The organism is Enterococcus sp. LJL51, from assembly GCF_054871795.1.
Window position 1 is genome coordinate 95,209 of sequence record NZ_JBTXLW010000009.1, and the last position, 26,570, is coordinate 121,778.

Here is a 26,570-nt window from a genome sequence, read left to right on the forward strand (position 1 = left end):
TTTTTGGAGGAATCATGTTGAAATCAAAAGAGATGTTAAAAACCATTGCGTTTTTTGTAGGCCTTGCAGCAGTTTTATTTCTGCTTAGGCAATTTGTATTTACCCCTGTTGTCGTAAAAGGACATTCAATGGATCCAACACTGGCTGATGGTGAACGGGTCATCGCCTTGAAAAATACAGGAATCGATCGTTTTGATATTGTGACGTTTCCGGCACCTGACAGCTCAAATAAGATTTATATAAAACGAGTTATCGGTTTGCCAGGAGAAACGATTGAGTATAAAAACGATACGTTGTATGTAAATGGTGAAGAAGTAAAGGAACCTTATTTGGATAAGTTTAAATCAGAACTGACTGACGGCGGACCGCTGACGTACGATTTTTCTCTTGAACAAATCGATGCTGAAAAGGTACCGGAAGGGGAATATTTTGTTATGGGAGACAATCGAAGAAACTCTAAGGATGGACGAATGATTGGCTTCGTAAATAAAAAAGATATACTTGGCAATGTAAAATTTGTCCTTTGGCCGTTTGACCGCTTCGGAACTATTTAAGTAGACAGACAGCAAATACTTTGAAATGAGAAGTGATTGATAGTTTGGAGAATAATTCTGCTTATCATGAATAAATAAGTTTTTTTGGCTGGGGCAGGTTAAGGTCCCAGCCAATTTTTATGATTTTTATCAATTTTAACTGAAAAAGCGTATACTTTTAATGAGGCTCTAGATAGATACGCAGAATCCCGTAAGCGCAGATTCATATGTGAAAAGGGTGCTAGGATAGAAGTACAGGCGTTTGTGCATCAAGTAGGTACTGAGTAACATCCAGATGTTTTTGTGGTGTGTTTCGGCAATAAGAAGGACTTTTTATCAGTAGGAAATGAGAGAGTAATTTATTCGGTGCCTACTACATCTTTCTAGTTGTTGGACAAACATTAAGGAACATTCTTCTTATTACCTCAAGCATTGTTTTTTAGTTATTCAAAACAATCGGGTATTGATGTATACCGATTTTTATTCAGATAATTAGTAAAAGAAGTATTTGGGCGTTACTTTATATCACAAGCTAAAATAAAGAGTAGAGCTTATAGAAGCTGATTTCATAATAATGAGGGGGAAATGGACAATGTCGCTGCAGTTTATTCGTGGAACCGGAGAAAAGAATCTTGAAGCCCCCTTAGTCGATAAGGCGCTGGAATGGTTGGCGGTTCATCCGGACAATGAAGTTTTTTATATAGTACCCAACCATATAAAGTTTGAAAAAGAAGTTGCTATCTTAAAAGAAATGAGAACTAAATCGGCTCATCCAATAGGAACGACTGCCTCTATGCGTTTACAGGTTTTTAGTTTTCAGCGCTTAGCCTGGTATTATCTTCAGCATACGCAGTATTATCAGCAGGAGATACTTTCCGACGTGGGTGCAGCAATGATTTTTAGAAAAATTTTATCTGAGAAGGAAGATCAGTTAACCGTTTTTCGCGGAGAAGTGAATAAAGCTGGTTTTATTCAACAGTTGTTTTCTTTGTATCAGGAGATGCAGGATGGAAATGTAGCACTGATGGATTTAGAAACATTTCTGAATGACAAACAAGCCTTTGAGGATTTGGATGTTGAACAAAAACTTGCAGACATCCGCTGCCTGTTTGAAGCGTTCGAAAAACAGCTGGAGCAACATGGTATTGAGGATATTGAATTTCTAAGCGTATTGTCCAGTTATTTAGAAACGAAAGATTTAAGTAACGTTCTTTTCATCCTTAGCGGTTATGATCGTTTCACTGCTAAGGAACACCTGCTTATTCGTACGCTGATGAAGCAGGGAGCAGAGCTCAAAGCATCCTTGATTTTGGATAAGCCTTATCCAGGAGAAAAACCACAGTCGGGAGATTTGTTCTTTGGTACAGGAACGACCTATTTTCAGCTTTATCAAACCGCAAGAGAGCTACAGATACCTGTGCTTTCTGACTATATTGAAAACAGTCGAGAACTCGTTCAGTCGAAGGAAATTCAGCTAAGTGCAGCTTATTGGCAGCAAGCCCAAACAAGTGTCAGTCAGGAAAAGAAACGATTGAAAGCTGAAAAGGATATTGAGATTTGGTGCGCAGAAACACCTAAAGAAGAGTTGGGGGCCGTTGCCAAAGAGATTCGGCGATTAGTTGTGGAGGACGGGTACCGCTTTAAAGATATTCAGCTTGTAACTAGAGACTTTGAAGCCTACGCATCTATTTTGAAGCCAACACTGCAGCTTCATGATATTCCATTTTATATTGACAGAGATATGTCTATGGAGCAGCATCCTTTAGTTGAATTTATCCAATCCTTGTTTGCTGTATATAATTACCATTACCGTTATAGGGATGTTCTGCGGTTTCTGCGGACTGAGCTGTTTTTCCCACAAGCCTCAACAGATGAAGACTGGTTATTGCTCCGCAATGACTGGCGTAGAAAAATTGATATCGCGGAAAATGTTGTATTGGCTTATGGATATGAGGGGAGCCGCTGGACTCGTAAAGAAGATTGGACATTCCTCCAGTACAACTATGAAGAAGAAAAGCCTGATGATACTAATTCGTTGGAAAAAGAATCAAATGAGGTCAGAAATGCTGTCCGTAGTTTGCTTCCTGATTTTTTTAAGGCTTTTGAAAAAACGAAAACAGGGGAAACTGCTGGTTTGCTGTTTTACCGCTTCCTAATCAACTGCGGTGTAGAAGAACAGATGAAGAGGTGGCGTAATCAGGCGATTGCCAATGGGGCTTTAGAAGAAGCCCGCAACCATGAACAAACATGGGATGCACTAATGACGCTGATCGATGAATATGTCATGATTTATAAAGAAGAGCCGTTTGAATTCTCCGCTTTTCAGGAAATCTTCTCCAGCGGTTTGGAGGGACTGACTTACAGCAAAATTCCAACAGCAATCGATCAGGTACAGATTAGAAATATTGATACTCTCCATCCAGGTCAAGGAAAGATTACATTTGCCATTGGTTTGACTGATCAGGTTTTTCCTAAAAAGATTGAAAACAAGACACTTTTGTCCGATGAAGAACGAAGTCGTATGAATGAAACATTAGCTGATGGAAAATACTTTATGCAGGATACCCGGCAAAAGCTGGCCCGAGAACCATATGTGGCGTATATTATGCTGCTGTCTGGAACTGAAAAAATCTATTTATCCTATCCGCGAATGATTGATACAGCTCATGATGTTCGACCGACAACCTACCTATCTATTCTTCAAAAAGGATTAAAGATTGATACTATTTATAAAAATGCATTAGCGATTTCCGATGACGAAGAAATCAGTCTCAGCCATGTGGGTACCTATCGCACGCTAATTAGCGATTTAACCAATCTAAAGCGGCAGAAAGCAGAGAACCGGCTGGGACTTTCAGGTTTTTGGCAGATGCTTGAACGTTCTTTAAGCAATCAGCCGCTGGCTCCCTTAGCTGCTAGAATATTTGAAAGTATCAGCCACGCGAATAGACCGGAAAATCTGGGTGCTGAGCTGGCGGAAGAAGTTTATGGAAAACATATCCATACTTCTGTATCAAGAATTGAAAGTTTTTATCGCTGTCAATATCAGTACTTTTCCAGATATGGTTTAAAGCTGAGAGAAAGAGACCGATTTGGGTTGTCTCCGGCAGCAACAGGAGAATTCTTTCACGAAGCATTAGATCAGCTGTTTAAGGTGCTGATAAAAAACAATCAGCAAATTTCTGATTTAACAGATAGAGAGCTAAATGAGGTAGCAGAAGAAGTTCTGACAAGTGTTTTAGGTGATCGGAAATTTGACATTCTGACGTCCTCAAATCGAATGAATTTTATTCGATATCAGCTGCAGCAGACAATTAAAAAGGTAAGCTGGGCATTGAAAAAGCAAGGAGAACGCAGCGGCCTTTCAACCGTTCAAACGGAGGTTCTATTTGGTCAGCTCGCAGGTAAAAAAGGAATTCGCGGCTTAGAGCTTCCGTTACAGAATAATGGTCGTATTAGTGTGCGGGGGAAAATTGACCGTGTTGATCAGCTGGAGCTTGATGGAGAAACTTATTTGGGCGTCATTGATTATAAATCCAGTCACCGTAAGTTTAATTTAACTGAGGCGTATTATGGTTTAGCGATGCAGATGCTTACTTATCTCGATGTGGCTCTGATGGACGCTGTTGATTTAGTGGGTAAAGAAGCCAAAGCTGCTGGTTCCCTCTATCTTCATGTTCATAATCCAATTCTTAATTTTGATGGGAACAATGAGCTGGATAATCAGATATTGAAAAAATTTCAATTTGATGGTCTATTGCTGAATGACCAAAACCTTTTAGAGCATCTGGACCGTTCACTTGAACCAAAGCAGAGCTCGCTTATCTTTCCAATTGAAGAGTCGGCTAAAGAAGTGATTAAGCCTGGCAGAAGACAAGAGGAAAAATTTGTGACAAACGAGGAGTTCGATTTGCTACGGGCACACAATCGAGAGAAGTTCGTTGAAGCCGGCAATAAAATGACTAGCGGCGAGGTAAATTTGGATCCTGCCTATCAGGGGAAGGAAAGAATAGCTTGTAAGTATTGTCCGTTTCGCAGTGTCTGCAGCTTTGATGTGATGCTGAAGGAGAACAATTACCATCGAATAGAAACGATGAACAGACAGGAAATCATTGATCGCATGAAAAATGAAGTAGGAAAGGAGGGACTGAGGGATGAGTAAAATGATTCCTTTACGTTCAGAAAACGAACAGTTTACGGATAACCAGTGGCAGGCAGTTTTTGACGGGGATGAAAACATCCTAGTCTCTGCTTCTGCTGGTTCTGGAAAAACCACAGTGCTTGTCCGGCGGGTGATTGAAAAGATTAAAGCTGGGACAGATATCGACCGTCTGCTAGTTGTTACTTATACGGAAGCGGCGGCAAAGGAAATGAAGGAGCGGATCCAAACTGAACTGCAAAAAGCAATGAATCAGGAAACAGATTCAGAGCGAAAGCAACATTTTATCAAGCAGATTTCTTTACTGCCGACGGCTGCTATCAGTACCCTTCATTCCTTTTGCTTGTCCGTTATCCGTAGGTTTTATTACTTAATCGATATGGATCCGGTGTTTCGTCTATTAACAGATGAAACAGAGATGCTTTTGCTGAAGGAGGACGTATGGGATGAGCTGAGAGAGTCATTATATACAGCGGATGATGAATCATTTTATCGTTTGACCAGCAATTTTTCCAATGACCGAACAGACGATGGTCTAACTAAACTTATTTTTTCTCTCTATGAATTTGCTAAAGCTAATCCAGATCCGGAGGAATGGTTAAAGAAACTTCCCAGTGTTTACCAAGTAGCAGAGGATATCGGCGAATCTCCTCTGTATCAGGAAACCTTGAAGCCTAAGGCTGTGGAGAGCATGCTGTTGACCAGCGCAAGATATGAGCAAATGTACGAACTATCTGCTGGGCAGGAAAAACTGGAAAAAATTACAGAACTAGCTCAAAAAGAAAAAAATTGGGTAGAGCAGTTTGTTGGGTATCTGGAAGAGAATCAATTAGAAGCTGCTTATCAGCTGACGGAAGCCCTAGCCTTTGACCGGTTTCCGACTGTTAGAGTCGCTGAATTAAAAGAAATTGTAGAAGAAATTAAACAATTAAGAGAAACAAACAAAAAAACAATAAAAGAGCTGGTGGCTTCGCTGTTCACTCTATCACCAGAAAGAATGAAGCAAGTAATGGATCAATCTGCGGAAGTCGTTAAGAAAATGGCGGAGGTCGGCGCAGGTTTTATGTCAGCCTATAGTACGGAAAAACTGCGTAAAGGACTAGTAGATTTTAATGATTTAGAGCATTTTACCTTGAGGATTTTAGCTAACAAGTACGATGGAGAATGGCAGCCAACCGAGGCTTCAGTTTATTATCGAAGTAAATTTGATGAGGTGTTAGTTGATGAGTATCAGGATATCAACCGGCTGCAGGAAAGTATCCTTTATTGGCTGTATCGCGCGGATGCTGAGCAGGGAAATCTTTTCATGGTGGGGGATGTAAAGCAGTCCATTTATTCTTTTCGACTTGCTGATCCAAGTCTTTTTATTGAAAAGTATGTTAATTACGGCAAACAAGACGGTGGTAAACGAATTGTACTTGCTGAAAATTTTCGTTCTCGGGCAAATGTACTGGATTTTACTAATCTAGTCTTTGAACAGCTGATGGATGAACAGGTTGGACAAATTGCTTATGATGAAGATGCACAGCTAGTCAACGGTTTTCAGCAATTTTCTGAAGAAGGAAACTATAATACGGAATTGCTGATTTATGAAAAGAAAAAAGAAGCGACTGAAGAAAAAGCATCTACTTTTCTTTCCGAAGACTTTATGATTGAAGATAAAACAGAAGGCGAGCTTCACATGACTGCCTTGAAGATTCGTGAATTAGTCGATCAAGGGTTCCAGATTTATGATAAAAAGCTTAAGGAAAACCGGGCAGTTACTTATCGGGATATTGTTTTGCTAACGCCAACAAAAAAGAATAACTTAACAATTTTGGAGATTTTCAAATCTGCCGGCATCCCGCTGCAGGTTAATGACGCTCAAAACTATTTTCAGGCTACTGAGATTCGCACAATGGTTGCACTGTTGCAGCTGATTGATAATCCTTATCAGGATATCCCATTGGCTGCTGTCCTGCGTTCGCCAATTGTTGGTTTGAAAGAGCAGGAGCTGATTAAAGTACGGCTGGCTCAGAAGGAAGGGTTGTATTACGAGGCCTTTCTCGCTTTCAACAAGCGTCATGGGGCTACGTCAGAAGAACGAGAGCTTGCAGAGAAAACACGTCTATTTGCTGAAAATCTGGATGTCTGGCGGGAAATGGCCCGAAGAACCCATCTATCTGAGCTTATCTGGAAAATATTTGAAGATACAGCTTATCTAGATTATGCAGGAGGAATGCCGGCTGGAAAACAGCGGCAGGCGAATCTCTATGCCTTAGTTGACCGGGCAGCCAATTACGAAAAAACCAGTTTTCGTGGGCTATTTCAATTTATACGTTTCATCGAAAAAATGCAGGAGAAAGATAAAGATTTAGCGGAGCCTGTTATTTTAGAAGATGAAAATGCTGTGCGGGTAATGACTATCCATGCTAGTAAAGGGTTGGAGTTCCCTGTTGTTTTTGTTTTAGATATGACAAAGGAGTTTAATTTGTCTGATTTGAAAGAACGTTATATATTTGATGATCGATTAGGCGCAGGTATTCGCTTCCTCGAAGCAGATACACGAACCTTATACGATACACTGCCGTTTCTTGCACTGAAGCAGATAAAAATGAATAAGCTGTTGTCAGAAGAAATGCGTAAACTATATGTAGCATTGACGCGAGCTGAACAAAAACTTTTTCTTGTGGGGTCTTATAACGATCAGGAAGCTGCTTGGAAAGAATGGGGAAAGGTCAAAGATGTTGCCACTCTAGTTCTGCCTCAGGAGAATCGGCTTCAAAGTAAGAGCAGTTTGATGAACTGGATTGGTATGACGCTTGTTCGCCATGTTGATGGTCAAAACCCATTTTTCTCAACTGCTTCATTGAAAGAAATTAGGGAACACTCTGGCCGGTTTACCGTTTCTTTTATGGATGAACCAATGATACAGGAAGCATTTTCCAAGCTTCAAAGTTTTGAGAAGATGCCTGTAGAGAAGTCAGTCTCCGGCAAAGATAATCAAGTGTTGCTGACAAGAGGATTAAAACGTCTAAACTACAATTATCCATATGCTATCTCAACCCAGACAACCAATTATCAGTCTGTGTCTGAAATTAAGCGGCTGTTTGAAGATCCTGATGAAAAATCGATTGGTAAGCTGGATATTTCAGAACAGCAGGCAAAAATGAATGAACGAATTGTTAACCGATTGACAACAGAGGAGTTCAGTAGACCTCGGTTCATGGAAGAGATTCAACAGCCGTCAGCGGCGGATGTAGGAACGGCTACTCATTATCTACTGCAGCTGATTGATTTAACTGAAACACCTGAAAGAGCAACCTTAGAGCAGCTGTTGAAAAGACTAATAGAACAGGGCCTAATCACAGAACAAATTGGTCAGCGGATAGATATTTCCCAAATGGTAAGCTTCTTTCACTCAGAGCTTGGAAAGCTCCTGCTGGCTCATCCGGATAAGGTAAAAAGAGAGCAGCCCTTTTCGATGTTGATGAAAGCCGAGGATGTCATTAAGGATTACCCTGAGCAGACAGCGGATGATTTGCTTGTTCACGGAATCATCGATGGCTATCTGGAGCTGGATGACCGCTGTATTCTTTTTGACTACAAAACAGATTACATCAAAAAGGCAGATGATGCTGCAGAGCTTAACCGGATGCTGCAGCGCTATCAAGGACAGCTAAGGATGTACCAGCAAGCGCTTGAATTATCTACGAATAAGCCAGTTAGTCATGTTTATATGGTTCTGTTGAACGGTGGAGTAATTATTGATTTACTAAGTAGACAAGTAACTAAGATAGAAGCTTTTGAATAAAAGAAAAGCAGATGAACTTACAAATAGTAAGTTCTGTGCTATACTCTTTTCATGAGGTGAGGAAAAATGGAGCAAGTAAAAACAACCAGCTTTTCTTTATGTCCTAAATTCGAGAAGGCTTTTGGGATTTTAGGAAAGAAATGGAACGGTTTAATCATTGATGTTTTGCTGGAAAATGGACCTCAACGTTTTGGTGAACTGAAAAATAAGATCCCGATGCTGAGTGACCGCCTGCTTGTTGAACGATTGAGAGAGCTGGAACGTGAACAGATTGTCAGTAAAGCTGCTCGCTGTGATGATTCTGGAAGATTAGAATATTTTCTGACGGACAAGGGTGAAGATTTGGAGAAGTCGATGAAGCAGCTGCAGGTTTGGGCAGAAAAATGGGTCACTGATGAAGAATGCAGTTGACCAATTGAAAATTTTCTTGTAAACTGATAGTCAATTAAATAATAAAGAACGCTGATGGAAGCAAGTAGTTTGGTTGATTCGTAAAAGGGAAGATTTGTCATAGACTGAAAGCAGATCACGAAATCGAAAAATGAACATTTCACTTCCGGAGTTTGTTTTGTCTTGATTGACTTAACCGGCAGAAACCGTTAAAAAATAGAGTGCACAGCATATTTTTGTTGTGAATGAGGATGGTACCACGAGAGCTCGTTCCTTTTTTAAGGAACGAGCTTTTTTTATTTTTACCAATTTTAACAAGGATTTCTAGCTGTTATCCGTCTGGATAAAGAAACAAGCAGCGGCTGAATATAAAAGGGAAAGGAAGAATATTATGTCATTAAAGACACAACTAGAAGTGTTGAAGGATGAAACATTGCTGAAAATTAGTCAAAGCAGTGATTTAAAAGAACTGAATCAAATCCGAGTAGAAACACTTGGAAAGAAAGGACCGATTACTGAAGTCCTGCGAGGAATGAAGGATTTATCTCAGGAAGAGCGTCCAGTTGTTGGAAGCTTTGCCAACGAAATTAGAGATTTACTGAGTGAAGCGGTTGAAGAACGGAAAGCAGTTCTTGAAGAAGCAGCAATGAACGAGGCATTGGCACAAGAAACGATTGACGTGACGCTTCCGGGAACACAAACTAGCCGTGGAGGCAGACATGTTCTTTCTCAAATTATGGAAGAAATTGAAGATATTTTTATTGGAATGGGCTATCAGATTGTTGAAGGGTATGAGGTAGAATCCGATCACTATAATTTTGAACGAATGAACCTGCCGAAGGATCATCCGGCCAGAGATATGCAGGACACCTTTTACATTTCAGATGAAATTTTAATTCGTACCCACACCTCTCCTGTTCAGGCACGGACTATGGAAAAACACGATTTTTCTAAAGGTGCTCTGCGAATGATTTCGCCAGGGAAGGTTTTCCGCCGGGATACAGATGATGCAACACATAGCCATCAATTCCATCAAATTGAAGGGTTAGTAATTGATAAGAATATTACAATGGGCGATTTAAAGGGGACATTGGAAGTTGTCATTCGAAAAATGTTCGGTGAAGATCGGACGATTCGTCTGCGTCCAAGCTACTTTCCGTTTACAGAGCCTTCTGTAGAGGTGGATGTAAGCTGCTTCAAATGCGGCGGCGAGGGCTGTAATGTTTGTAAGCATACTGGCTGGATTGAAATTCTGGGGGCTGGTATGGTTCATCCCAACGTTTTGGAGATGTCAGGAATCGATCCTCAGGAATACTCCGGGTTTGCTTTCGGCTTAGGACCAGATCGGGTAGCGATGCTGCGTTATGGTGTGAATGATATCCGCAGTTTCTATCAGAATGATTTGCGCTTTTTAAATCAATTCAAGGAAAAGGAGTAGAAATCTATGTTAGTTTCATATAAATGGCTGAGTAAATATCTGGATTTATCAAAAGTAACACCAAAAGAGCTTGCAGATAAAATGTCGGTCACCGGCATTGAAGTTGAAGGTATTGAAATTCCCGAAGAGGGATTGAAAAAGATTGTGGTTGGAGAAGTGAAGGAATGCATTCCTCACCCTAATTCTGATCATTTGTCCATTTGTCAGGTAGATATCGGGGAAGAAGAGCTTTCGCAAATTGTTTGCGGCGCTCCTAACGTGAAAACTGGAATTAAAGTTATCGTTGCTTTACCTGGTGCACGAATTACCGGCAATCAAAAAATCAAAAAAGGTAAAATGCGGGGAGAAGTTTCCAATGGAATGATTTGCTCTCTGCAAGAGCTTGGCTACTCAGAAAATGTTATTCCTAAAGCTTATGCGGAAGGAATCTACTACTTGCCTCAAGAGGCTGTTAACGGTACGGCTGTCTTTCTTTATCTCGATATGGATGATGCGATTATTGAGCTGTCTATTACACCGAACCGGGCGGATGCACTGAGCATGCGCGGGGTTGCTTATGAAGCCGGTGCGATTTATCGTCAAACACCTGTTTTTGAAGAATTTGCTTTGAAAGAAGATACAAGTGAAACTGCGGCAGATTATGTTTCAGTTGAAGTAGCCGATAAAGCAGATACGCCAGCTTATCAAATTCGAATTATTAAAGATGTGAAAATTCAGGAAAGCCCATTGTGGCTTCAAACCTGCTTGATGAATGAAGGGATTCGTCCAATCAATAATGTGGTTGATGTAACAAACTACATTTTACTCTTATTTGGTCAGCCGCTTCATGCGTTTGATTATGATAAGCTAAACAGTAAAAAAATTCTGGTTCGACGTGCCAAGGAACAGGAAAAAATGACTACTCTCGATGGAGGCGAGCGTCAGCTTTCATCAGAAAATCTGGTTATTACAAATGGTGAAGTTCCGGTTGCGTTAGCTGGAGTTATGGGCGGTGCTAATTCTGAAATTACAGGAGAAACAACAACTGTAGCCTTGGAATCCGCTTTGTTTGATTCTTTGTCCATTCGAAAAACTTCCAAACAGTTCAATCTGCGTAGTGAATCATCCAGCCGCTTTGAAAAAGGGATTAATAAAGGCACTGTTGGAGCAGCAGGCGATGCCGCTGCAGCGATGATTGCTGAGCTTTCTGGAGGAACTGTAGTTTCTGGGAAAAGTATTGGTAGTGAGGTAACTGTTGAAGAACCCGTAGTCAGTGTTTCTGTTGAACGGGCCAATCAGTACTTAGGTACAGCGTTGACTGAGAAAGAGATTGAAGAAATTTTTGAAGCGTTGGCTTTTGAATATACTTCTGAAAATGAGGTATTTTATGTAACTGTTCCTTCCCGGAGATGGGATATTACGATTGAAGCTGATTTAATCGAAGAAATTGCTCGAATCTATGGGTATGACAAACTGCCGTCTACCTTGCCAAAAGGAGAGACTGTTGCAGCCGGTTTGACTGAAGATCAGCGTTTTGTCCGTAAGCTAAAGGGAATGCTGGAGGGCTATGGTGTAAGTGAAGCCATCAGCTACGCGTTAACTACAGAAGAGAAAGCGAGACAGTTTTCATTAAAAGAAAGCCAGCCAACAAAGCTGAACTGGCCGATGAGCGAAGAACGTTCAGTTTTGCGTATGAATCTGATTTCTGGTTTGTTAGATGATATAAATTATAACGTTGCCCGCAAAAATAGTAACGTCTCACTATATGAGGTAGGCAGAGTGTTCTATCAGGAAAATGATCCGTTAAAAAACCTGCCTGATGAAGAAAATCATTTAGCCATTGCAGTGACTGGAAATCGTTTGGATAAGGATTGGCAGACAACTGCTTCAGCAGTAGATTTTTATACATTGAAGGGGATGCTGGATAACTTGTTTGAAACAACTGGTTATCAATCTGGAATAACGTTTGAAGGAACAGCTGAACTGCCTGAAATGCACCCGGGGAGAACAGCTTATATCAAGCTAAATGAAAAAACTATTGGTTTTATCGGTCAGATTCATCCTTTAACCGCTAAAGCGTATGATATTCCAGAAACATATGTTGCTGAGCTGAATCTGCGCGGACTGCTTGCTGCTGAAAAAGAAGAATTTGTCTTTCAAGCTGTTTCTAAATTCCCGGAAGTAAGTCGGGATGTAGCTCTGCTAGTTGTGGAGACCGTGACAAATCAGGAATTGACAAGCTGTATTTGGGAAAATGCTGGCCGTTTCCTAAAAAATGTTCATCTTTTCGATGTATATCAGGGAGCTAATATTGATTCTGGCATGAAATCAATGGCATACAGTCTGACATTTGCCAACTCTGAGGCAACCTTGGTTGAGGAAGAAGTGAATAGTGCAATGAAGAAAATTGAGAAAGCATTAACTGAGAAGTTCAGTGTAACTATTCGCTAGGTCTATTAGCTAGAAGTTATCTATGAGGGCTTCTGCGGCTTGATTTGCCGCTATTTAATACAGATAAGTACTTTGTCTCACGAGTCATGTAGAAATGATTAAAAGAAGCGTTTGAGCATTTAATTATGTCTCAAGCGCTTTTTTTCTTGAATTTCTTATAAAAATCGTGTAAGCTAAATACGAATGAACCATTCATTCATATTTAGTAAGGAGGACTATATTATGAAGAAGCATGTATTAGAACAAGTAACAGCAGCTGCTGTTTCATTATTTATCAGACAGGGATTTCGTCAGACAAAAATTAGTAATATTGCTGAAAACGCAGGGATAGCAACTGGAACGGTTTATAATTATTTTACTAGCAAAGAAGCGATTTGGAATTACCTATTTTTCGTTCATTTAAAAATAGCAGAGGAACCAACCTTTCCCATCGTAGAAATGGAGCAATCGAGTTTGCATAAAATGATTGAAAAAACCTTTGAAGAACAGGACACAGAGTTAAAAAAGAATATTTTGAGGGAAGAATGCCGATTTGAAGAGCTAATTGATCGTTTGATTGACCGAATGACTGAATATAGGGCTGTTTTTCTAATGATTGAGAAAAATAAAGAAGTAGATCCCCTACTTACAGAAATCTATAGAAAGTATCGTTATCAGCTGTTTTCTTACGTAGAGCTATTTTTTGATAGAGAAATGAAAGCAGGCAGGATTCGACAACTGACACACCAAACTTACCATGTGGAGCTAGTGATTGAAAGTATCGCGCGAATGGTTATCTACAAGAAGTACGAGGCTTTTGTTGAAGAGGATTATGAGATTTCGTCCATCCGTCAGGTTTTAAAAGACATGCTGACACACGCGTATCTTTTATACTAACGAAGGATTGTTTGAAAGGAGGAAGCAGCATGAAAAAAATTTTAATGTCAGAGGGAGCCAGCTTAACATCTAGAGAAACATTGACTGTGTTAAAAAAAGCAGGAGTGATTGTAGATGTAATGGGGGCATCAAAGTGGTCAATTAGCCGTTTTTCCAAGTGGCGTAGACATTATTTTTCAGGATATCGGGTAAACGAGCCGAAAGCATTTTTAAAAGAAATCAGTACACGACATGAACAGAACCACTATACCTGTCTTTTACCTACTCATGAAGAAATCTGGCTTTTTGCCTGGACTAAGAACTATTTAAAAGGTCTTCCAGTTTACACTGCTTCAAAGGATGCTTTTGAAAAGGTTGAAGGAAAGCGTCAGTTTGCTCAATTAAGTGAGCAGATTCATTTTCCTCAACCACAATGGTGTCTGGCTGAAAACCGAGCTAGCTGGTCAGAATTCCCCTGTTGGCTGAAAGCTGATTTCAGCACTGCAGGCAGAGGTGTGGTGAAGATTCATAACCCTCAAGAGCTTGAAGAAGAGATGCAGGTTTTTGCGGAAAAGGGAATCAAAGTGAGCGATTTAATGATTCAAAAAAATGTAAGCGGTACCTACGGACAAGTACAGGCCTTGTTTGAAGAAGGGAAGCTGATTGCTGTTCATAGTTCACAACAAACCGGTATTGGTCCCGGCGGCTCGGCAGCAGCTCGAATCAGCTGTGATAGTACAGAAGCTATTCAGCAGTTAATTGCTTTTGGCCGGCATACAGGCTGGAATGGTGGAATTACATTTGATTTTATTAAGAATAAGCATCAATTATTATTTATTGAATGCAATCCGCGGATGGTTGAGCCAGGCAATGCGGCAGCAGCTGGTGTAAATTTTCCTGAGCTATTGATTGGGTTAAATGAAAAGCAGGAATTTACTGACCAGCCATTAAGAATAGGAAAAGCCGGCGTTAAAACACATAGCACCCTTGCATTACTTATGGGCACTGCTGAAAAGACGGAAAGCAGGTTGGAAATACTTAAAATATTTTTCAGTTGTTTATTCCATAAAGGGATGTTTAAAGAGAGTAGAGAGGTTTTAACTCCATTGAATGATCTGCCGAGCTTGCTGCCTTTAATGGTTGCTTTTATCATTTTTCTGATGAATCCGAAGGTGCATAGAAAGATGACAGCACAGGCGGTTAACAACTATAGTCTGTCGCCAGAGATAATTCAGAAAATCGCTGAAGGAGATTGTGACAAAAGTGTTTAGCTCCGAGAACCAAGTAGGCACTGTTTAACATCAGCTCTTCTCTCACTGTGTTTCATAGCAATAAGAAGGTAATCTGAAAATTGTCAAGAAACACTACGAGGAAACCAAGTAGCTGCTGATTGATACCTACCTGGTGCTTGAAGCAACCCGTCTTTACCTCAACCTCAAATAAAAAAGAAAAGCCAACGGCTGAAAAGCAGAGAAATCTGACTTTCACTCGTTGGCTATTTATCTCAATTTTTTATTAACCTTTAACCCAGTTTCGGGAAAGCCATCTTGAAAATTGTGAGATTGAAAAATTAATGGCAAAGTAGATTAGTGCGACCAGTCCATAAATCGCAAAAACCTGAGACGTTTGCGCATAGCGTCCCATAAGTATATAGGATTTACCGAAAAGTTCTTGTAAGGCAATAACTGAATAGAGGAAGCTAGTATCCTTAATCACTGTAACAAACTGTGAAATAATTGCCGGCAATACATTACGAATCGCCTGCGGCAATACAATGTAAAGAAGGATTTGAAACTTACTGAATCCTTGAGAACGAGCGGCTTCCTTTTGACCATTATCAACGCCATTCAATCCGCCGCGAATGATTTCTGCAAGAGCTGCTGTGGTGAAAACAGTAAAGCTGACGATTCCAGCGGGTGTTGATTTTATTTTGAAAATCAGGAAAATAACATAAATCCAAAGCAGGTTGGGGATATTTCGGACAATTTCAATATAGAGACTTGCCAGAAATTTTAATGGTCCCCGTTTTTGATTTCGACATACAGCAAGGACTGTGCCGAAAATTGTACTCAGGAGAATGGCAACAAAGGAAATATAAAGCGTCAGTTGTAAACCATTCCATAAAAATTTCAAATTATTAGCGGTAAAAATTTGACTAATTTGTTCTGACATATGTCCCCTCCTATCTGCTGTATGCTTTCTTATTATTTTCTTCCAGTCTTCTTGCTAGTGTTGCTAATGGGAAGCAAAGAATAAAATAGAGAAGACCAGCAACTGCAAAGGCAGGAATATAATTCAGATTGACCGAGGACCAGCTATTAGCGGTAAACATGACATCTGCACCGGAAATAATAGCCACTGTCGACGTATTCTTAATCAAGTTAACTACCTGATTTGTTAAAGGAGGCAGCATAATTTTCCAAGCTTGAGGTAAGATAACATACCGCATCGCTTCGCTATATGAAAAGCCCTGCGAATAGGCTGCTTCGAACTGTCCTTTTGGAACGGCTCCGATACCAGAACGAACAACTTCTGAAATGTAGGCGCCGTGATAAAGTCCCACACAGAGAATAGCCGTAGTTGTGGCTGAAAAGGTGAAGACAGGATTACCGTTAATCATAATCATTGGCAAACCATAGTATACCACCACAAATTGAATCAGCAGTGGTGTGTTTTGAAAGAACTCAACATAGACGCGGGTGATTCCTTTCAACACTCGGCTGTTAGTTGCTGATAGGCTTCCGAAGAAAATCCCTAAAAACAAAGCCAAAGCGAGGGCGCCTAATGAAATTAAAATAGTATACAGGAAGGCGTCTGCAAACAAACGCCAATCTGTTAAAACAGCCTGCCAGCGATGAAGAGCAAATGGCCCTTCAGTCATCCATGAGGCGGTAGCTATAAAAGATGGCATATAATTTCCCTCCTACATCCATACAAAACGCTGGTGAAGTAGAAGCTTACTTCAGGTTCCATGCCTTGTAGATTTCTTCTAATGATCCGTCATCCTGCCATTTTGTAATCAAATCATTTAATTTATCATTTAGTTCAGTGTTGGATTTTTTCGTTGCGATACCGTATTCCTGCGGAGAAAAACCATCTGCTAAAATTTCTGTACTGTCATCAACATAACCAGACAGAATAGATTTATCAACAGAGAAAGCATCAATGCGTTTAGAAGTTAATGCTGTTTTCAGTTCGGGATAAGAACCTAGCTCTTGGAAGTTAAAAGAGACACCCAGCTTTTCACCTTCTGCAATAATCGCTTCTTTAGTTGTTGCAGATTGTGCTACACCAATTGTTTTACCGTCAAGGCTCGCTGTATCAGTTAATCCATCCGCTTTTCTGACTAAAAAGCCAACCTCGTCCTGATAGTAAGGTGTAGTGAAATTGTAGGTTTCTTTCCGTTCATCTGTAATCGTAAAAGTTGCAATAACCATATCAATTTCGCCATTATCCAATAACGGACCTCTCGTTTTTGCGGTTACTCCGACAAATTCGACATTATCTTCACTACCAGTTAGTTCTTTCGCAATTTTGCGTGCAATGTCAGGTTCCATTCCTTCATTTTTGTTTGTATCTGGGTTCATATAGCCAAAGTTAGGTACATCTTCTTTAATTCCAACTTTTATTACGCCGGCATCCTTAATTTTATCTAGCGCTGAAGCACCTGAGTTTGACGCAGCATCTTCACCGCCGCCGCAGGCTGTAACTAATCCCAGTAAAAGAAGAAGTGATAAGCCGCCCAGTATTTTTTTAGTTTTTTTCATAATAAACTACCTCCTAATTTTTTAACAATAAACTAATGTAAAGTGATTAAAAACTAATTTCTGTAAATTACTCCAATTACATTGAAAAGAGCAGCCTTTAGGAATTATGAATAATTTTACTCAAAAATTCTTTTGCCCGCTCATTCTGGGTGTTTGTAAAGAAGTGTTCTGGAGTGCCGGTTTCAACAATTTGTCCGTCATCCATAAAAATGACTTTATCTGCCACCTGACGGGCAAAGCCCATTTCGTGTGTAACACAAATCATCGTAATATTCTGTTTTGAAAGATCAACCATTACATCTAGAACTTCCTGAATCATTTCCGGATCAAGGGCAGAAGTTGGTTCATCAAATAAGATAACTTCAGGATGCATGTTTAGTACGCGGGCAATTGCCACACGCTGCTGCTGTCCCCCAGATAGCTGGGCAGGAAAGGCTTTTGCTTTATCCGCCAAACCAACACGCTCTAAATATTCCATCCCTGTTCTAGTGGCTTCTTCTTTACTGATGCCCTTAACTTTGATTGGCGCTAAGGTAAGATTGTCAATAATTGTTTTATGGGCATATAAATTGAAGTTCTGAAAGACCATAGCGACCTTTTGCCGAATTTCTTGAATAGGTGCTTTTGGTTCAGTTATGTCTGTACCGTTGATTAGGATATGTCCATCAGTTACTTTTTCCAGACGATTGATACAGCGGATTAATGTACTTTTTCCAGAGCCGGAAGGACCAATAATAACAATTTTTTCACCCTCTGCAACTGAAAAGGAAATATCCTTTAGCACATGATGGTCCCCAAAGTATTTGTTAACATGTTCTAATGAAATCATAAACGTTCTCCTTTATGTATAATAGTATCTATTCTGAGGTATGAAATGTGATGAAAAATAACGAAAAGAAAGAGAAGGAAGGAAAAATCAGAGGAGCATTTCATTCAGAATAGTTGCTTTGACTAGTCGGATACTGGCTATTTTAATGATAATTTAATAAAAACAGATTGTTTTCACTAATGTAAAAACATTTATACTTAAAAGTTAATGCTTTTATCATAATTCTTTTCTTTTGTTAATGTTAGAAATTATAACATAAGTTTTTAAGGAATACTAGTTTTTTTGTGAAAACTGAACGAAGAAAAATCTGCTTATAGTATGGTAGGATAAAATGAGAATAGAGGATTAATGCTTGAAAAAGTCTTTGAAAAAGTAGAGAATAAGGGTATTGAAAAAAATGATAAAGGTTTGATATAGATGAATAATGGAGCAATTGGATTTATTGATTCCGGTGTGGGCGGATTAACGGTTATGAAAGAGGCAATGAAACAGCTGCCGAATGAACGGTTGATTTATTTAGGTGATACAGCACGTTGTCCCTATGGTCCTCGTCCAGCAGAACAGGTGGTTCAGTTTACTTGGGAAATGACTTCTTTTCTATTGAAGAAAAATATTAAGATGCTGGTTATTGCCTGTAATACAGCAACAGCTGTTGCCTTGGAAGAAATAAAAGAAAAGCTGGATATACCTGTTGTAGGTGTGATACTTCCAGGATCAAGAGCTGCACTAAAAGCCACTAAAATCAATAAGGTTGGTGTAATAGGCACTGTAGGTACTATTAAGAGCGGTTCCTATAAGTTTACCATGCAGGGAAAAGTACCTGCTGTTCAAGTTACAAGTTTGGCTTGTCCAAAGTTTGTGCCGATTGTAGAAAGTAGTGAATATCACTCTTCTGTAGCAAAAAAAGTTGTGTCTGAAACACTAAGGCCACTAAAAAATAAAGGGTTGGATACATTAATATTAGGCTGTACTCATTATCCCTTACTGCGGCCCTTAATCCAAAATTTTATGGGCAGTCAAATGAAGCTGATTGATTCTGGAGCAGAAACAGTAAGTGAAGTCAGCGTGCTGTTGGATTACTTTAACTTATCCGCTGCACCTCAGTCCGTTCAGCCGCTAAATGAATTTTATACAACTGGTTCAGCAGCCATGTTTAAAAAGATTGCCAATGACTGGCTTGAACTGGAAACGATTGATGCATACCATGTAAAACTGGAGGAGAGATAGAAATATGATTAGACATGACGGAAGAAATGAACGCCAGCTGCGGAAAATAACGATTGAAACAAATGTCTTCAAACATCCTGAAGGCTCTGTACTTATTTCATTTGGCGATACAAAAGTGATTTGCTCGGCAACCGTTGAGGAGAAAGTTCCGCCCTTTTTGAGAGGACAAGGAACCGGCTGGGTGACTGCAGAATACAGCATGCTTCCTAGAGCAACAAATACTAGAAACATACGAGAAAGTGCGAAAGGTAAGCTCTCTGGAAGAACAATGGAAATTCAGCGGCTAATTGGCCGTTCGTTACGCTCTGTCATTCATTTGGAAGCGTTAGGCGAACGTAGTATTATTGTTGACTGTGATGTTGTTCAGGCGGACGGCGGTACGCGTACTGCAAGTATTACTGGTGCGTTTGTGGCTATGCGTTTAGCTGTAGATAAGCTGCTCCATACTGGTGTATTGGCGGAAGATCCAATCAAGGAGCACTTAGCTGCTGTCAGCGTAGGAATTCTACCAGATGGTCACTGTGTACTTGATTTAGATTATGAAGAAGATTTTTCAGCAAAAGTTGATATGAATTTAGTAATGACTGAATCAGGAGAATTTGTGGAGATTCAGGGAACAGGGGAAGAAGCAACTTTTTCTGGTGAAGAGCTGAACAGCATGCTCTTTTATGGAAAAACGGGAATCAGTGAACTAATAGGGGAGCAAAAAAATGTTTTGTTTCAATCTACTCAAGTAGAGAATACTGCAGATGAAAAAACAATTGTCATAGCGACTGCTAATCCAGGCAAAGCGGCAGAGTTTGAACGTTTGTTTGCTTCTAAAGGCTATGCTGTAAAAACACTACTGGATTATCCAGAGCTTCCTGATGTGGAAGAGACTGCCACAACCTTTGAAGAAAATGCCCGGCTAAAAGCAGAAACAATTGCTTCAATTTTACAACAACCAGTTTTGGCCGATGATTCTGGATTAATTGTAGATGCACTGCATGGGATGCCTGGGGTTTATTCTGCTCGTTTTGCTGGGGAGCCTAAGAGTGATGCCGCCAACAACGCCAAACTATTGCATGAAATGACAGAAATTCCTAAAGACAAACGAACAGCCCGTTTCCATTGTACACTGGTTTTTGCGGCTCCAGATAAAGAAAGTCTTGTGGTGGAAGAGGACTGGGAAGGGCAAATCGGTACGATTCCAAGAGGAAAAAATGGTTTTGGCTATGATCCACTGTTTTTTGTCCCTGAACAAGGAAAAACAGCTGCAGAGCTTCCTTCAGAAGTGAAAAATGAAATCAGTCATCGCGGGAAGGCTGTTGCCAAACTAAAAAATGAATGGGAAAGCTGGCTGAAGAACTAAACCGACAGGAGGAAATAGATGAAGTATTTAGTAGTAAGTGATAATCATGGTGACCGGGATATCTTAGTTCAGCTGGTCAACCGATATAAGGATGAAGTTGATGAAATGTTTCACTGTGGTGATTCTGAACTTGAAGCGTCAGATCATCTCTGGGATTATTTTACTGTGGTAGTAAAAGGGAACTGTGATTACGGTCCTGGATTTCCTGATACAGCTGTAAAAAATACAGGGCAAGACATCATTTTCATGACCCACGGACATCTTTCCAATGTTCGTTTTGGTCTGAATCAGCTGTCTTTACAGGCGGAAGAAGCTGGTGCAACAATTGCTTTGTTTGGTCATACACATGAAATCGGCTGTGAAATGAGACAGAACTGCTTGTTTTTAAATCCCGGTAGTATCCGTTTGCCAAGAGGACCGATTCAGATACAGTCCTACGCACTGATTGAAAGTACAGCAGATAACTTTGAGGTTCAGTATTATGACCGCAATTTTGAAGCTGTTTCAAAACTTCACTTTAAATTTAACAAATAATAAGAGAAATGCTAGTTCAAAAATGTTTTGCTTCAAGAAAAAGGCTGTACTGTATTGAAAATGTCCATGTGGAGTTATTTTTGTATAGTACGGCTTATTTCCGAATGAACAGCTTTGGGGCTTGTCTTTGCTTCGGATTTAGGTGTACTAAGAGGCGGGAATTTATTGTTTTCCCCTTTTTATAGTTAAACGACAGGACACTCAAAAATATAGTTTGGTATTTTACAGCTATCTAGAAAGCGCTTTAAAATAGTTTTTTACTACGATTTTATTATATTGTGGAGTAATTGTCTTTCCATCAGAACAGCAAATGAAGAGCCATAAGGAATGCAGATGTTTTCCCGTAAAAAAGTCAAGGGGAACTGAAATGTAAAATTTTTTAAACGAATGTGAAAAAACTGCGAATTTGAAGACATTCGACTTTCTTTTTTGTACAATGTAACTTGTAGGGTAAAAAACGAAATGGAGGCACTCCAATGATTGGAAATGCTGTTAAAGAATTATTACTTGAAAAAAAAGAAACATTTATGATACCAGCAGAGAATGTTGCAAATGTGATGTGCTTAAATCCGCTGAACCACGCGCTGCTTGTCTTATCACAGGTAAGGTATTCGAAGATTCCTGTATTAGACAAAGGAGATCGTTTCGTTGGATTGATTAGTTTAGCTGATGTAGTGGATAAGATGTTCGATTTAACTTCTGTCGATTTGGAAAAACTACAGGAATTTACTGTTGCAGATGTTATGGAAGTCGGTGTAGCTGTAATTGGCGAGAACTGGGATTTAGAAGATATCCTGCATTTACTGGTAGATTCTCCCTTCTTGCCGGTTGTTGACGACAATCAATGCTTTAAAGGAATCATTACTAGAAAAGAACTGCTGAAGGCTGTCAACCATATGGCACATGAATTGGAAAAGCATAATATCGTTTTGCCTAAAATGAATGAAGACGAGGAAGGTCAGGCAATCTAGTTGCTGCTGATTCACTTTTAGCTGCTTATTTGTTATGCTGTTTGTTAGAAACTGAAGGGAGTTAACGGGATGGATGCGTATGAAATTATTAGTTACATCGGGAATGCAGAAAAGAAAACACCAGTTAAAGTAACGCTAAAAGGGCGATTGAAGGAACTGATATATCCAACAGGTGTTAAAGCTTTTACAAATTGCAAAACAGGAACCTTGTTTGGAGACTGGTCGGTTATTCAGCCGTTTTTAGAAACGCATAAAGAAGTAATAGAAGATTATGTTGTTGAAAATGACAGCCGTAATTCCGCAATTCCTTTATTAGATACGAAAGAAATCAATGCACGAATTGAACCGGGAGCTATCATTCGAGATCAAGTAGAAATCGGCGATTATGCAGTAGTTATGATGGGGGCAATCATTAATATTGGTGCTGTGATTGGTGAAGGAACAATGATTGATATGGGTGCTATTCTTGGCGGACGGGCTACCGTTGGTAAAAACTGTCATATTGGGGCAGGCACGGTACTCGCTGGAGTGATTGAACCGCCTAGTGCAGAGCCAGTAGTTATTGAGGACAATGTATTGATTGGCGCAAATGCAGTCGTTTTAGAAGGAATTCGTGTCGGAGCAGGAGCAGTGGTCGCTGCGGGAGCGATTGTTGTAGATGACGTTGCTCCAAATACCGTTGTCGCTGGTGTGCCGGCGAGAAAGATTAAAGATATTGATGAAAAAACAAAAGGCAAGACGAATATGATGGATGAACTGCGAAAATTATAGACATTGAAGCTAGAGGGGGTGACCGAAGTGTTCTGTCTCAAGAAATGAAGCGGACTATATCGAAAATTGTTAAGAAGCACTGTGAAGGAATCGAGTAGCTGTTGATTGATGGCTAGCTGGTGTTTCTCCTATTTTCAGTGTAGTTCGCCTATTTCTGAGGAGACAACTTTTGGCACACTGTTTATTTGATTTTAGGGAGACAAGGGGATAAGAATGTCCTATTTGTCTATCAGGGATAACATTATAGTCGGTTAGAATGGAGAAAAGAACGTGATACAGGAACGGTTATGTGAGATTAGAAGAGCACTTCATCAAATTCCGGAAATTGGTCTTGAAGAATTTGAGACACAGCACTATCTATTGAAAGAGATTAACGCTGTTAAAACCTCGTATATGAAGATAAAAACCTGGCAGACAGGTACACTAGTTTTCGTTCAGGGCTATAATCCTGAAAAAACGATTGGCTGGCGTGCGGATATTGACGGCTTACCTATCACAGAAGAGGTCCTATCCGATTTTCGTTCAGTACATGAAGGGAAAATGCATGCCTGTGGTCATGATTTTCATATGACCATTGGTTTAGGCTTGATGGAAAAACTGTCTAGAGAACAGCCGAAGAATAACTATCTATTCCTATTTCAGCCAGCGGAAGAAAATGAAGCAGGAGGGATGCTGATGTATGAAGCAGGTGTCTTTGGCGACTGGCTTCCAGATGAATTCTATGCCTTACATGTGAATCCTGATTTACCAGTAGGAACAGTGGCAACCAGAAGCGGTACGCTTTTTGCCGCGACCTGTGAAGTTAGGCTTCATTTTAAGGGGAAAAGCGGCCATGCGGCATTTCCGAATGTAGCGAATGATATGATTATCGCAGCGACTAATTTTGTGCAGCAGGCGCAGACGATTATCAGTAGAAACGTTAACCCTGTGGAAGGCGGAGTTGTGACGTTCGGTACCTTTAACGCCGGAACAACGAATAACGTAATAGCAGGGGAAGCGAGAATCACTGGAACCATTCGCACATTGACTGATGAGAGCAATGCTTTGACTCAGCAAAGAATTAGAGAATTGGCAGTCGGCATCAGTCAGTCTTTCAATTGTGAAATAGATGTGATTCTTGATCAGAAAGGCTATTTACCAGTAATTAATAATCAGAAAACAACAGAAACGTTTGTTCAGTTTATGCAGAATGAGCAGGAGGTTGTAGTTGAAAAAGCTCCGGTTGCCATGACTGGTGAGGATTTCGGCTATCTGCTATCCAAAGTGCCTGGAACAATGTTTTGGCTAGGAGTGGAAAGCTTGTATGGCCTTCATTCTGAACGATTTGAGCCCAAAGAAGAAGCCCTGCCATTTGCTGTAGAACATGTTGGGAATTTTCTACAGTCATTAGATAAATGAGTAAAATGTTATAAAAAGAATAACCAGATATGCTTCTTAATGAAGTGTCTCTGGTCTTTTTTGTCTACAAATTGCTTAAATTGGCGGTTTATAATGTGATTTTGTAAAAAATCTGTTTCTTTCCGGAAATGTCTATGCTAAAATATATGTATCTTTGACATTAAGGAGAGAAAAAATGAAAAAAGTATTGTATTGTGTTGCGTTGGCAGCGTTATGTTGCCCAACGGTATTGAGTGCACAACAAGTTTTTGCTGAAGGAACACCTGCTTATGATGCAGCTTCCCGTGAAGCTGTACAAGAAGCGATTGAAAACTCGTTGACTGAACTCCCAGAAGGAACAACAGAAACAACCGAAAGCTCTGAGTTGACTGAGGGGACAGAAACAACAGAAGAGTCTTCTACAGAAGATGAAAGTTCAGAAGAAACAGAAACAACGACTGAAGAAACAACGGAGACAACAACTGAAGAAACAACAGAAGAGGCAGAGGTACCAGTTGAAACTGAAACGACAGAAGAAGCTGTATTGCCGGAAGTTGTTGAAGAGCTGGCAGCTGAAGAAGTTGCAACTCAAAAAGTTGCAGCAGTAACAATGAAAATTAATTTTATCCACAATGGAAGTTTGATTCATGTGGAAGAAATTGTAGGTTTTGATGGAGAGCCTTGGAATATGTCTGCACCAAAAGGATATGTTGTTTCGTCAATTTCAGATATACGTATTACTTCAAATAATTCTGCAGTTAGTGGTTCGGTACAAGGTTATTTGTCATCAGATTTGACTGTACTAACTGTAGAATTATCTCTTCCAACTGATACAAGTGTTGTCTTTAATTATGTTGATGATCAAAATTATATCATTACTGGAGGTTATCCGGTACCATATATTACTGGAACTCCTGGAGAAAAGTATACATTTAATCCACCGGAAATTAGAGGATATATTTATGAGGGCGGACCTATAACTGGTATCTTCGGTAATTCTGGAACAGAATTATTCCATGTAAAATATACTAGATTGGAATACGATTTGAATATTGTATGTGTGGACGAAAATGGTAATCAGTTTTATTCTGAGACACACAGAAAAAAATGGGATGATCATATTTGGATTAATCCCCAAATTTTCTCTGATAGAGAATTAATTGGTTTTGACGATTTGTTGGATATAGAAGGTAATCCTATTACAGCGAATGATTTTCCTTATTTATATACGTTTATTATAGGGGGAGAAACACTTGTATTTAGATATAAAACATTGTCTACTATAGAAGAATTGCCTGGTATAAATAATGTTGTTCCTCCTGCGACTATAGTTCAACCTGTTGTTCATAATAATCTCGCTCCAGAGCAGGTCATTCTGCCGCTAACGAATACAACTACTAAAACAGAAAACCAACTACCTGCAACAGGTGAAGAGTCGAGTGCTGTGGCATTGATTGTTGGAACCTCAATGGCTGCTTACGCTGGTTTCTTGTTGTTAAGGAAAAAAGAAACTGAATAAAACAGCTAAAAAACGGCTCTTTGTCAACTAATGTTGGTGAAGAGAAATCTTAGAATTTTTGAAGATCAAGAGGAAACATTTCTCTTGGTCTTTTTTAGTTTACAATTAAAGCGTTGCCGTGGCGAATCATAATTAAACGGCTCTTTGTCAACTAATGTTGGTGAAGAGAAATCTTAGAATTTTTGAAGATCAAGAGGAAACATTTCTCTTGGTCTTTTTTAGTTTACAATTAAAGCGTTGCCGTGGCGAATCATAATTCGCAGTTTGAAATTGTAAAAGCTACGGAAGCCATACGCATTCCTTTTTAAAACTTTGATATGGTTGTTTAAACATTCCAGCGGTCCATTGGAGTAGGTGTGTTGAAGAGCATTTTTGATTTGTGGAAGAAACTTTTTAAATGTCTCCAAGGTGGTTCGATAACTTTCTGGAAGTGTCGGATCAAAAGCAAGCAGTTCTTCAAAGTATTTTTGATCGCGTTTCTTAACTGCATAAAGCAAATCTTGGTATAGTTGGTAACCCGTTTGTAGTTCAGGCGAAACGTGAAGTAAGCGATCTACAATCTCTGTTTCTGTTAAACAGTTTTTAAAACCAGGACGCCAAAGGCGCTTTTCATCGTTCAATCTGCT

20 protein-coding genes are annotated in these 26,570 nt (G+C 39.8%); 15 read left to right on the forward strand and 5 right to left on the reverse strand.

The genetic code is table 11. The annotated features are described in order from the left end of the window. The first annotated feature begins 11 nt into the window (after positions 1-11). From lepB to ACYSNQ_RS10105, 8 genes are all read left to right on the forward strand, one after another. Positions 12-554: a signal peptidase I gene (lepB, locus tag ACYSNQ_RS10070; protein ID WP_426083020.1), complete on the forward strand. Its 543-nt coding sequence runs from the start codon at positions 12-14 to the stop codon at positions 552-554. 571 nt (positions 555-1,125) lie between these two features. Continuing rightward, positions 1,126-4,695: a PD-(D/E)XK nuclease family protein gene (locus ACYSNQ_RS10075; RefSeq protein ID WP_426082982.1), complete on the forward strand. Its 3,570-nt coding sequence runs from the start codon at positions 1,126-1,128 to the stop codon at positions 4,693-4,695. Further along, positions 4,688-8,485: a helicase-exonuclease AddAB subunit AddA gene (addA, locus tag ACYSNQ_RS10080; protein ID WP_426082984.1), complete on the forward strand. Its 3,798-nt coding sequence runs from the start codon at positions 4,688-4,690 to the stop codon at positions 8,483-8,485. The genes ACYSNQ_RS10075 and addA overlap by 8 nt, the downstream gene beginning before the upstream one ends. A gap of 66 nt (positions 8,486-8,551) precedes the next feature. After that, a complete protein-coding gene (locus ACYSNQ_RS10085; RefSeq protein WP_426082986.1) occupies positions 8,552-8,896 on the forward strand; it encodes a winged helix-turn-helix transcriptional regulator in 345 nt (114 codons plus the stop codon). Positions 8,897-9,266: 370 nt separating this feature from the next. Continuing rightward, positions 9,267-10,313: a phenylalanine--tRNA ligase subunit alpha gene (pheS, locus tag ACYSNQ_RS10090; RefSeq protein WP_426082988.1), complete on the forward strand. Its 1,047-nt coding sequence runs from the start codon at positions 9,267-9,269 to the stop codon at positions 10,311-10,313. Positions 10,314-10,319: 6 nt separating this feature from the next. Beyond that, the gene (gene pheT / locus ACYSNQ_RS10095; RefSeq protein WP_426082990.1) at positions 10,320-12,743 is read left to right on the forward strand and encodes a phenylalanine--tRNA ligase subunit beta; all 2,424 of its coding nucleotides are present in this window, start codon (positions 10,320-10,322) and stop codon (positions 12,741-12,743) included. Positions 12,744-12,965: 222 nt separating this feature from the next. Next, the gene (locus tag ACYSNQ_RS10100; RefSeq protein ID WP_426082992.1) at positions 12,966-13,619 is read left to right on the forward strand and encodes a TetR/AcrR family transcriptional regulator; all 654 of its coding nucleotides are present in this window, start codon (positions 12,966-12,968) and stop codon (positions 13,617-13,619) included. A 29-nt stretch (positions 13,620-13,648) separates the two neighbouring features. Then, positions 13,649-14,869, forward strand: coding sequence for a carboxylate--amine ligase (locus ACYSNQ_RS10105; protein WP_426082994.1), 1,221 nt, complete (start codon positions 13,649-13,651; stop codon positions 14,867-14,869). A 244-nt stretch (positions 14,870-15,113) separates the two neighbouring features. On the opposite strand, the gene ACYSNQ_RS10110 is transcribed toward ACYSNQ_RS10105, so the two are convergent. The 4 genes from ACYSNQ_RS10110 to ACYSNQ_RS10125 all read right to left on the reverse strand — a co-directional run bounded on the left by ACYSNQ_RS10110 (position 15,114) and on the right by ACYSNQ_RS10125 (position 18,194). Next, positions 15,114-15,770: an amino acid ABC transporter permease gene (locus tag ACYSNQ_RS10110; RefSeq protein WP_426082996.1), complete on the reverse strand. Its 657-nt coding sequence runs from the start codon at positions 15,768-15,770 to the stop codon at positions 15,114-15,116. Positions 15,771-15,780: 10 nt separating this feature from the next. Next, the gene (locus tag ACYSNQ_RS10115; RefSeq protein ID WP_426082998.1) at positions 15,781-16,509 is read right to left on the reverse strand and encodes an amino acid ABC transporter permease; all 729 of its coding nucleotides are present in this window, start codon (positions 16,507-16,509) and stop codon (positions 15,781-15,783) included. Positions 16,510-16,555: 46 nt separating this feature from the next. Further along, the gene (locus ACYSNQ_RS10120) at positions 16,556-17,365 is read right to left on the reverse strand and encodes a transporter substrate-binding domain-containing protein (protein ID WP_426082999.1); all 810 of its coding nucleotides are present in this window, start codon (positions 17,363-17,365) and stop codon (positions 16,556-16,558) included. Between the two features lie 97 nt (positions 17,366-17,462). Further along, complete coding sequence (locus tag ACYSNQ_RS10125) at positions 17,463-18,194, reverse strand: amino acid ABC transporter ATP-binding protein (RefSeq protein WP_426083001.1); 732 nt, start codon at positions 18,192-18,194, stop codon at positions 17,463-17,465. Positions 18,195-18,611: 417 nt separating this feature from the next. On the opposite strand from ACYSNQ_RS10125, the gene racE reads away from it, so the two are divergent. The 7 genes from racE (at position 18,612) to ACYSNQ_RS10160 (ending at position 25,944) form a co-directional block, all read left to right on the forward strand. Then, positions 18,612-19,421, forward strand: a complete 810-nt coding sequence (gene racE / locus ACYSNQ_RS10130; RefSeq protein WP_426083003.1) for a glutamate racemase — start codon at positions 18,612-18,614, stop codon at positions 19,419-19,421. 4 nt (positions 19,422-19,425) lie between these two features. After that, a complete protein-coding gene (rph, locus tag ACYSNQ_RS10135) occupies positions 19,426-20,772 on the forward strand; it encodes a ribonuclease PH (protein WP_426083004.1) in 1,347 nt (448 codons plus the stop codon). Between the two features lie 18 nt (positions 20,773-20,790). Further along, complete coding sequence (locus tag ACYSNQ_RS10140; protein WP_426083006.1) at positions 20,791-21,306, forward strand: metallophosphoesterase; 516 nt, start codon at positions 20,791-20,793, stop codon at positions 21,304-21,306. A gap of 476 nt (positions 21,307-21,782) precedes the next feature. Beyond that, a complete protein-coding gene (gene cbpB / locus ACYSNQ_RS10145) occupies positions 21,783-22,277 on the forward strand; it encodes a cyclic-di-AMP-binding protein CbpB (protein ID WP_426083008.1) in 495 nt (164 codons plus the stop codon). Between the two features lie 69 nt (positions 22,278-22,346). Continuing rightward, positions 22,347-23,048, forward strand: coding sequence for a 2,3,4,5-tetrahydropyridine-2,6-dicarboxylate N-acetyltransferase (gene dapD / locus ACYSNQ_RS10150; protein ID WP_426083010.1), 702 nt, complete (start codon positions 22,347-22,349; stop codon positions 23,046-23,048). A gap of 270 nt (positions 23,049-23,318) precedes the next feature. Next, positions 23,319-24,446, forward strand: coding sequence for an N-acetyldiaminopimelate deacetylase (locus ACYSNQ_RS10155; protein ID WP_426083011.1), 1,128 nt, complete (start codon positions 23,319-23,321; stop codon positions 24,444-24,446). A 175-nt stretch (positions 24,447-24,621) separates the two neighbouring features. Continuing rightward, on the forward strand, positions 24,622-25,944 hold the full coding sequence (locus ACYSNQ_RS10160) for an LPXTG cell wall anchor domain-containing protein (protein ID WP_426083013.1): 1,323 nt from the start codon (positions 24,622-24,624) through the stop codon (positions 25,942-25,944). Positions 25,945-26,162: 218 nt separating this feature from the next. On the opposite strand, the gene ACYSNQ_RS10165 is transcribed toward ACYSNQ_RS10160, so the two are convergent. Continuing rightward, on the reverse strand, positions 26,163-26,570 hold a 408-nt coding region (locus ACYSNQ_RS10165), incomplete at its 5' end, for a transposase (RefSeq protein WP_426083015.1).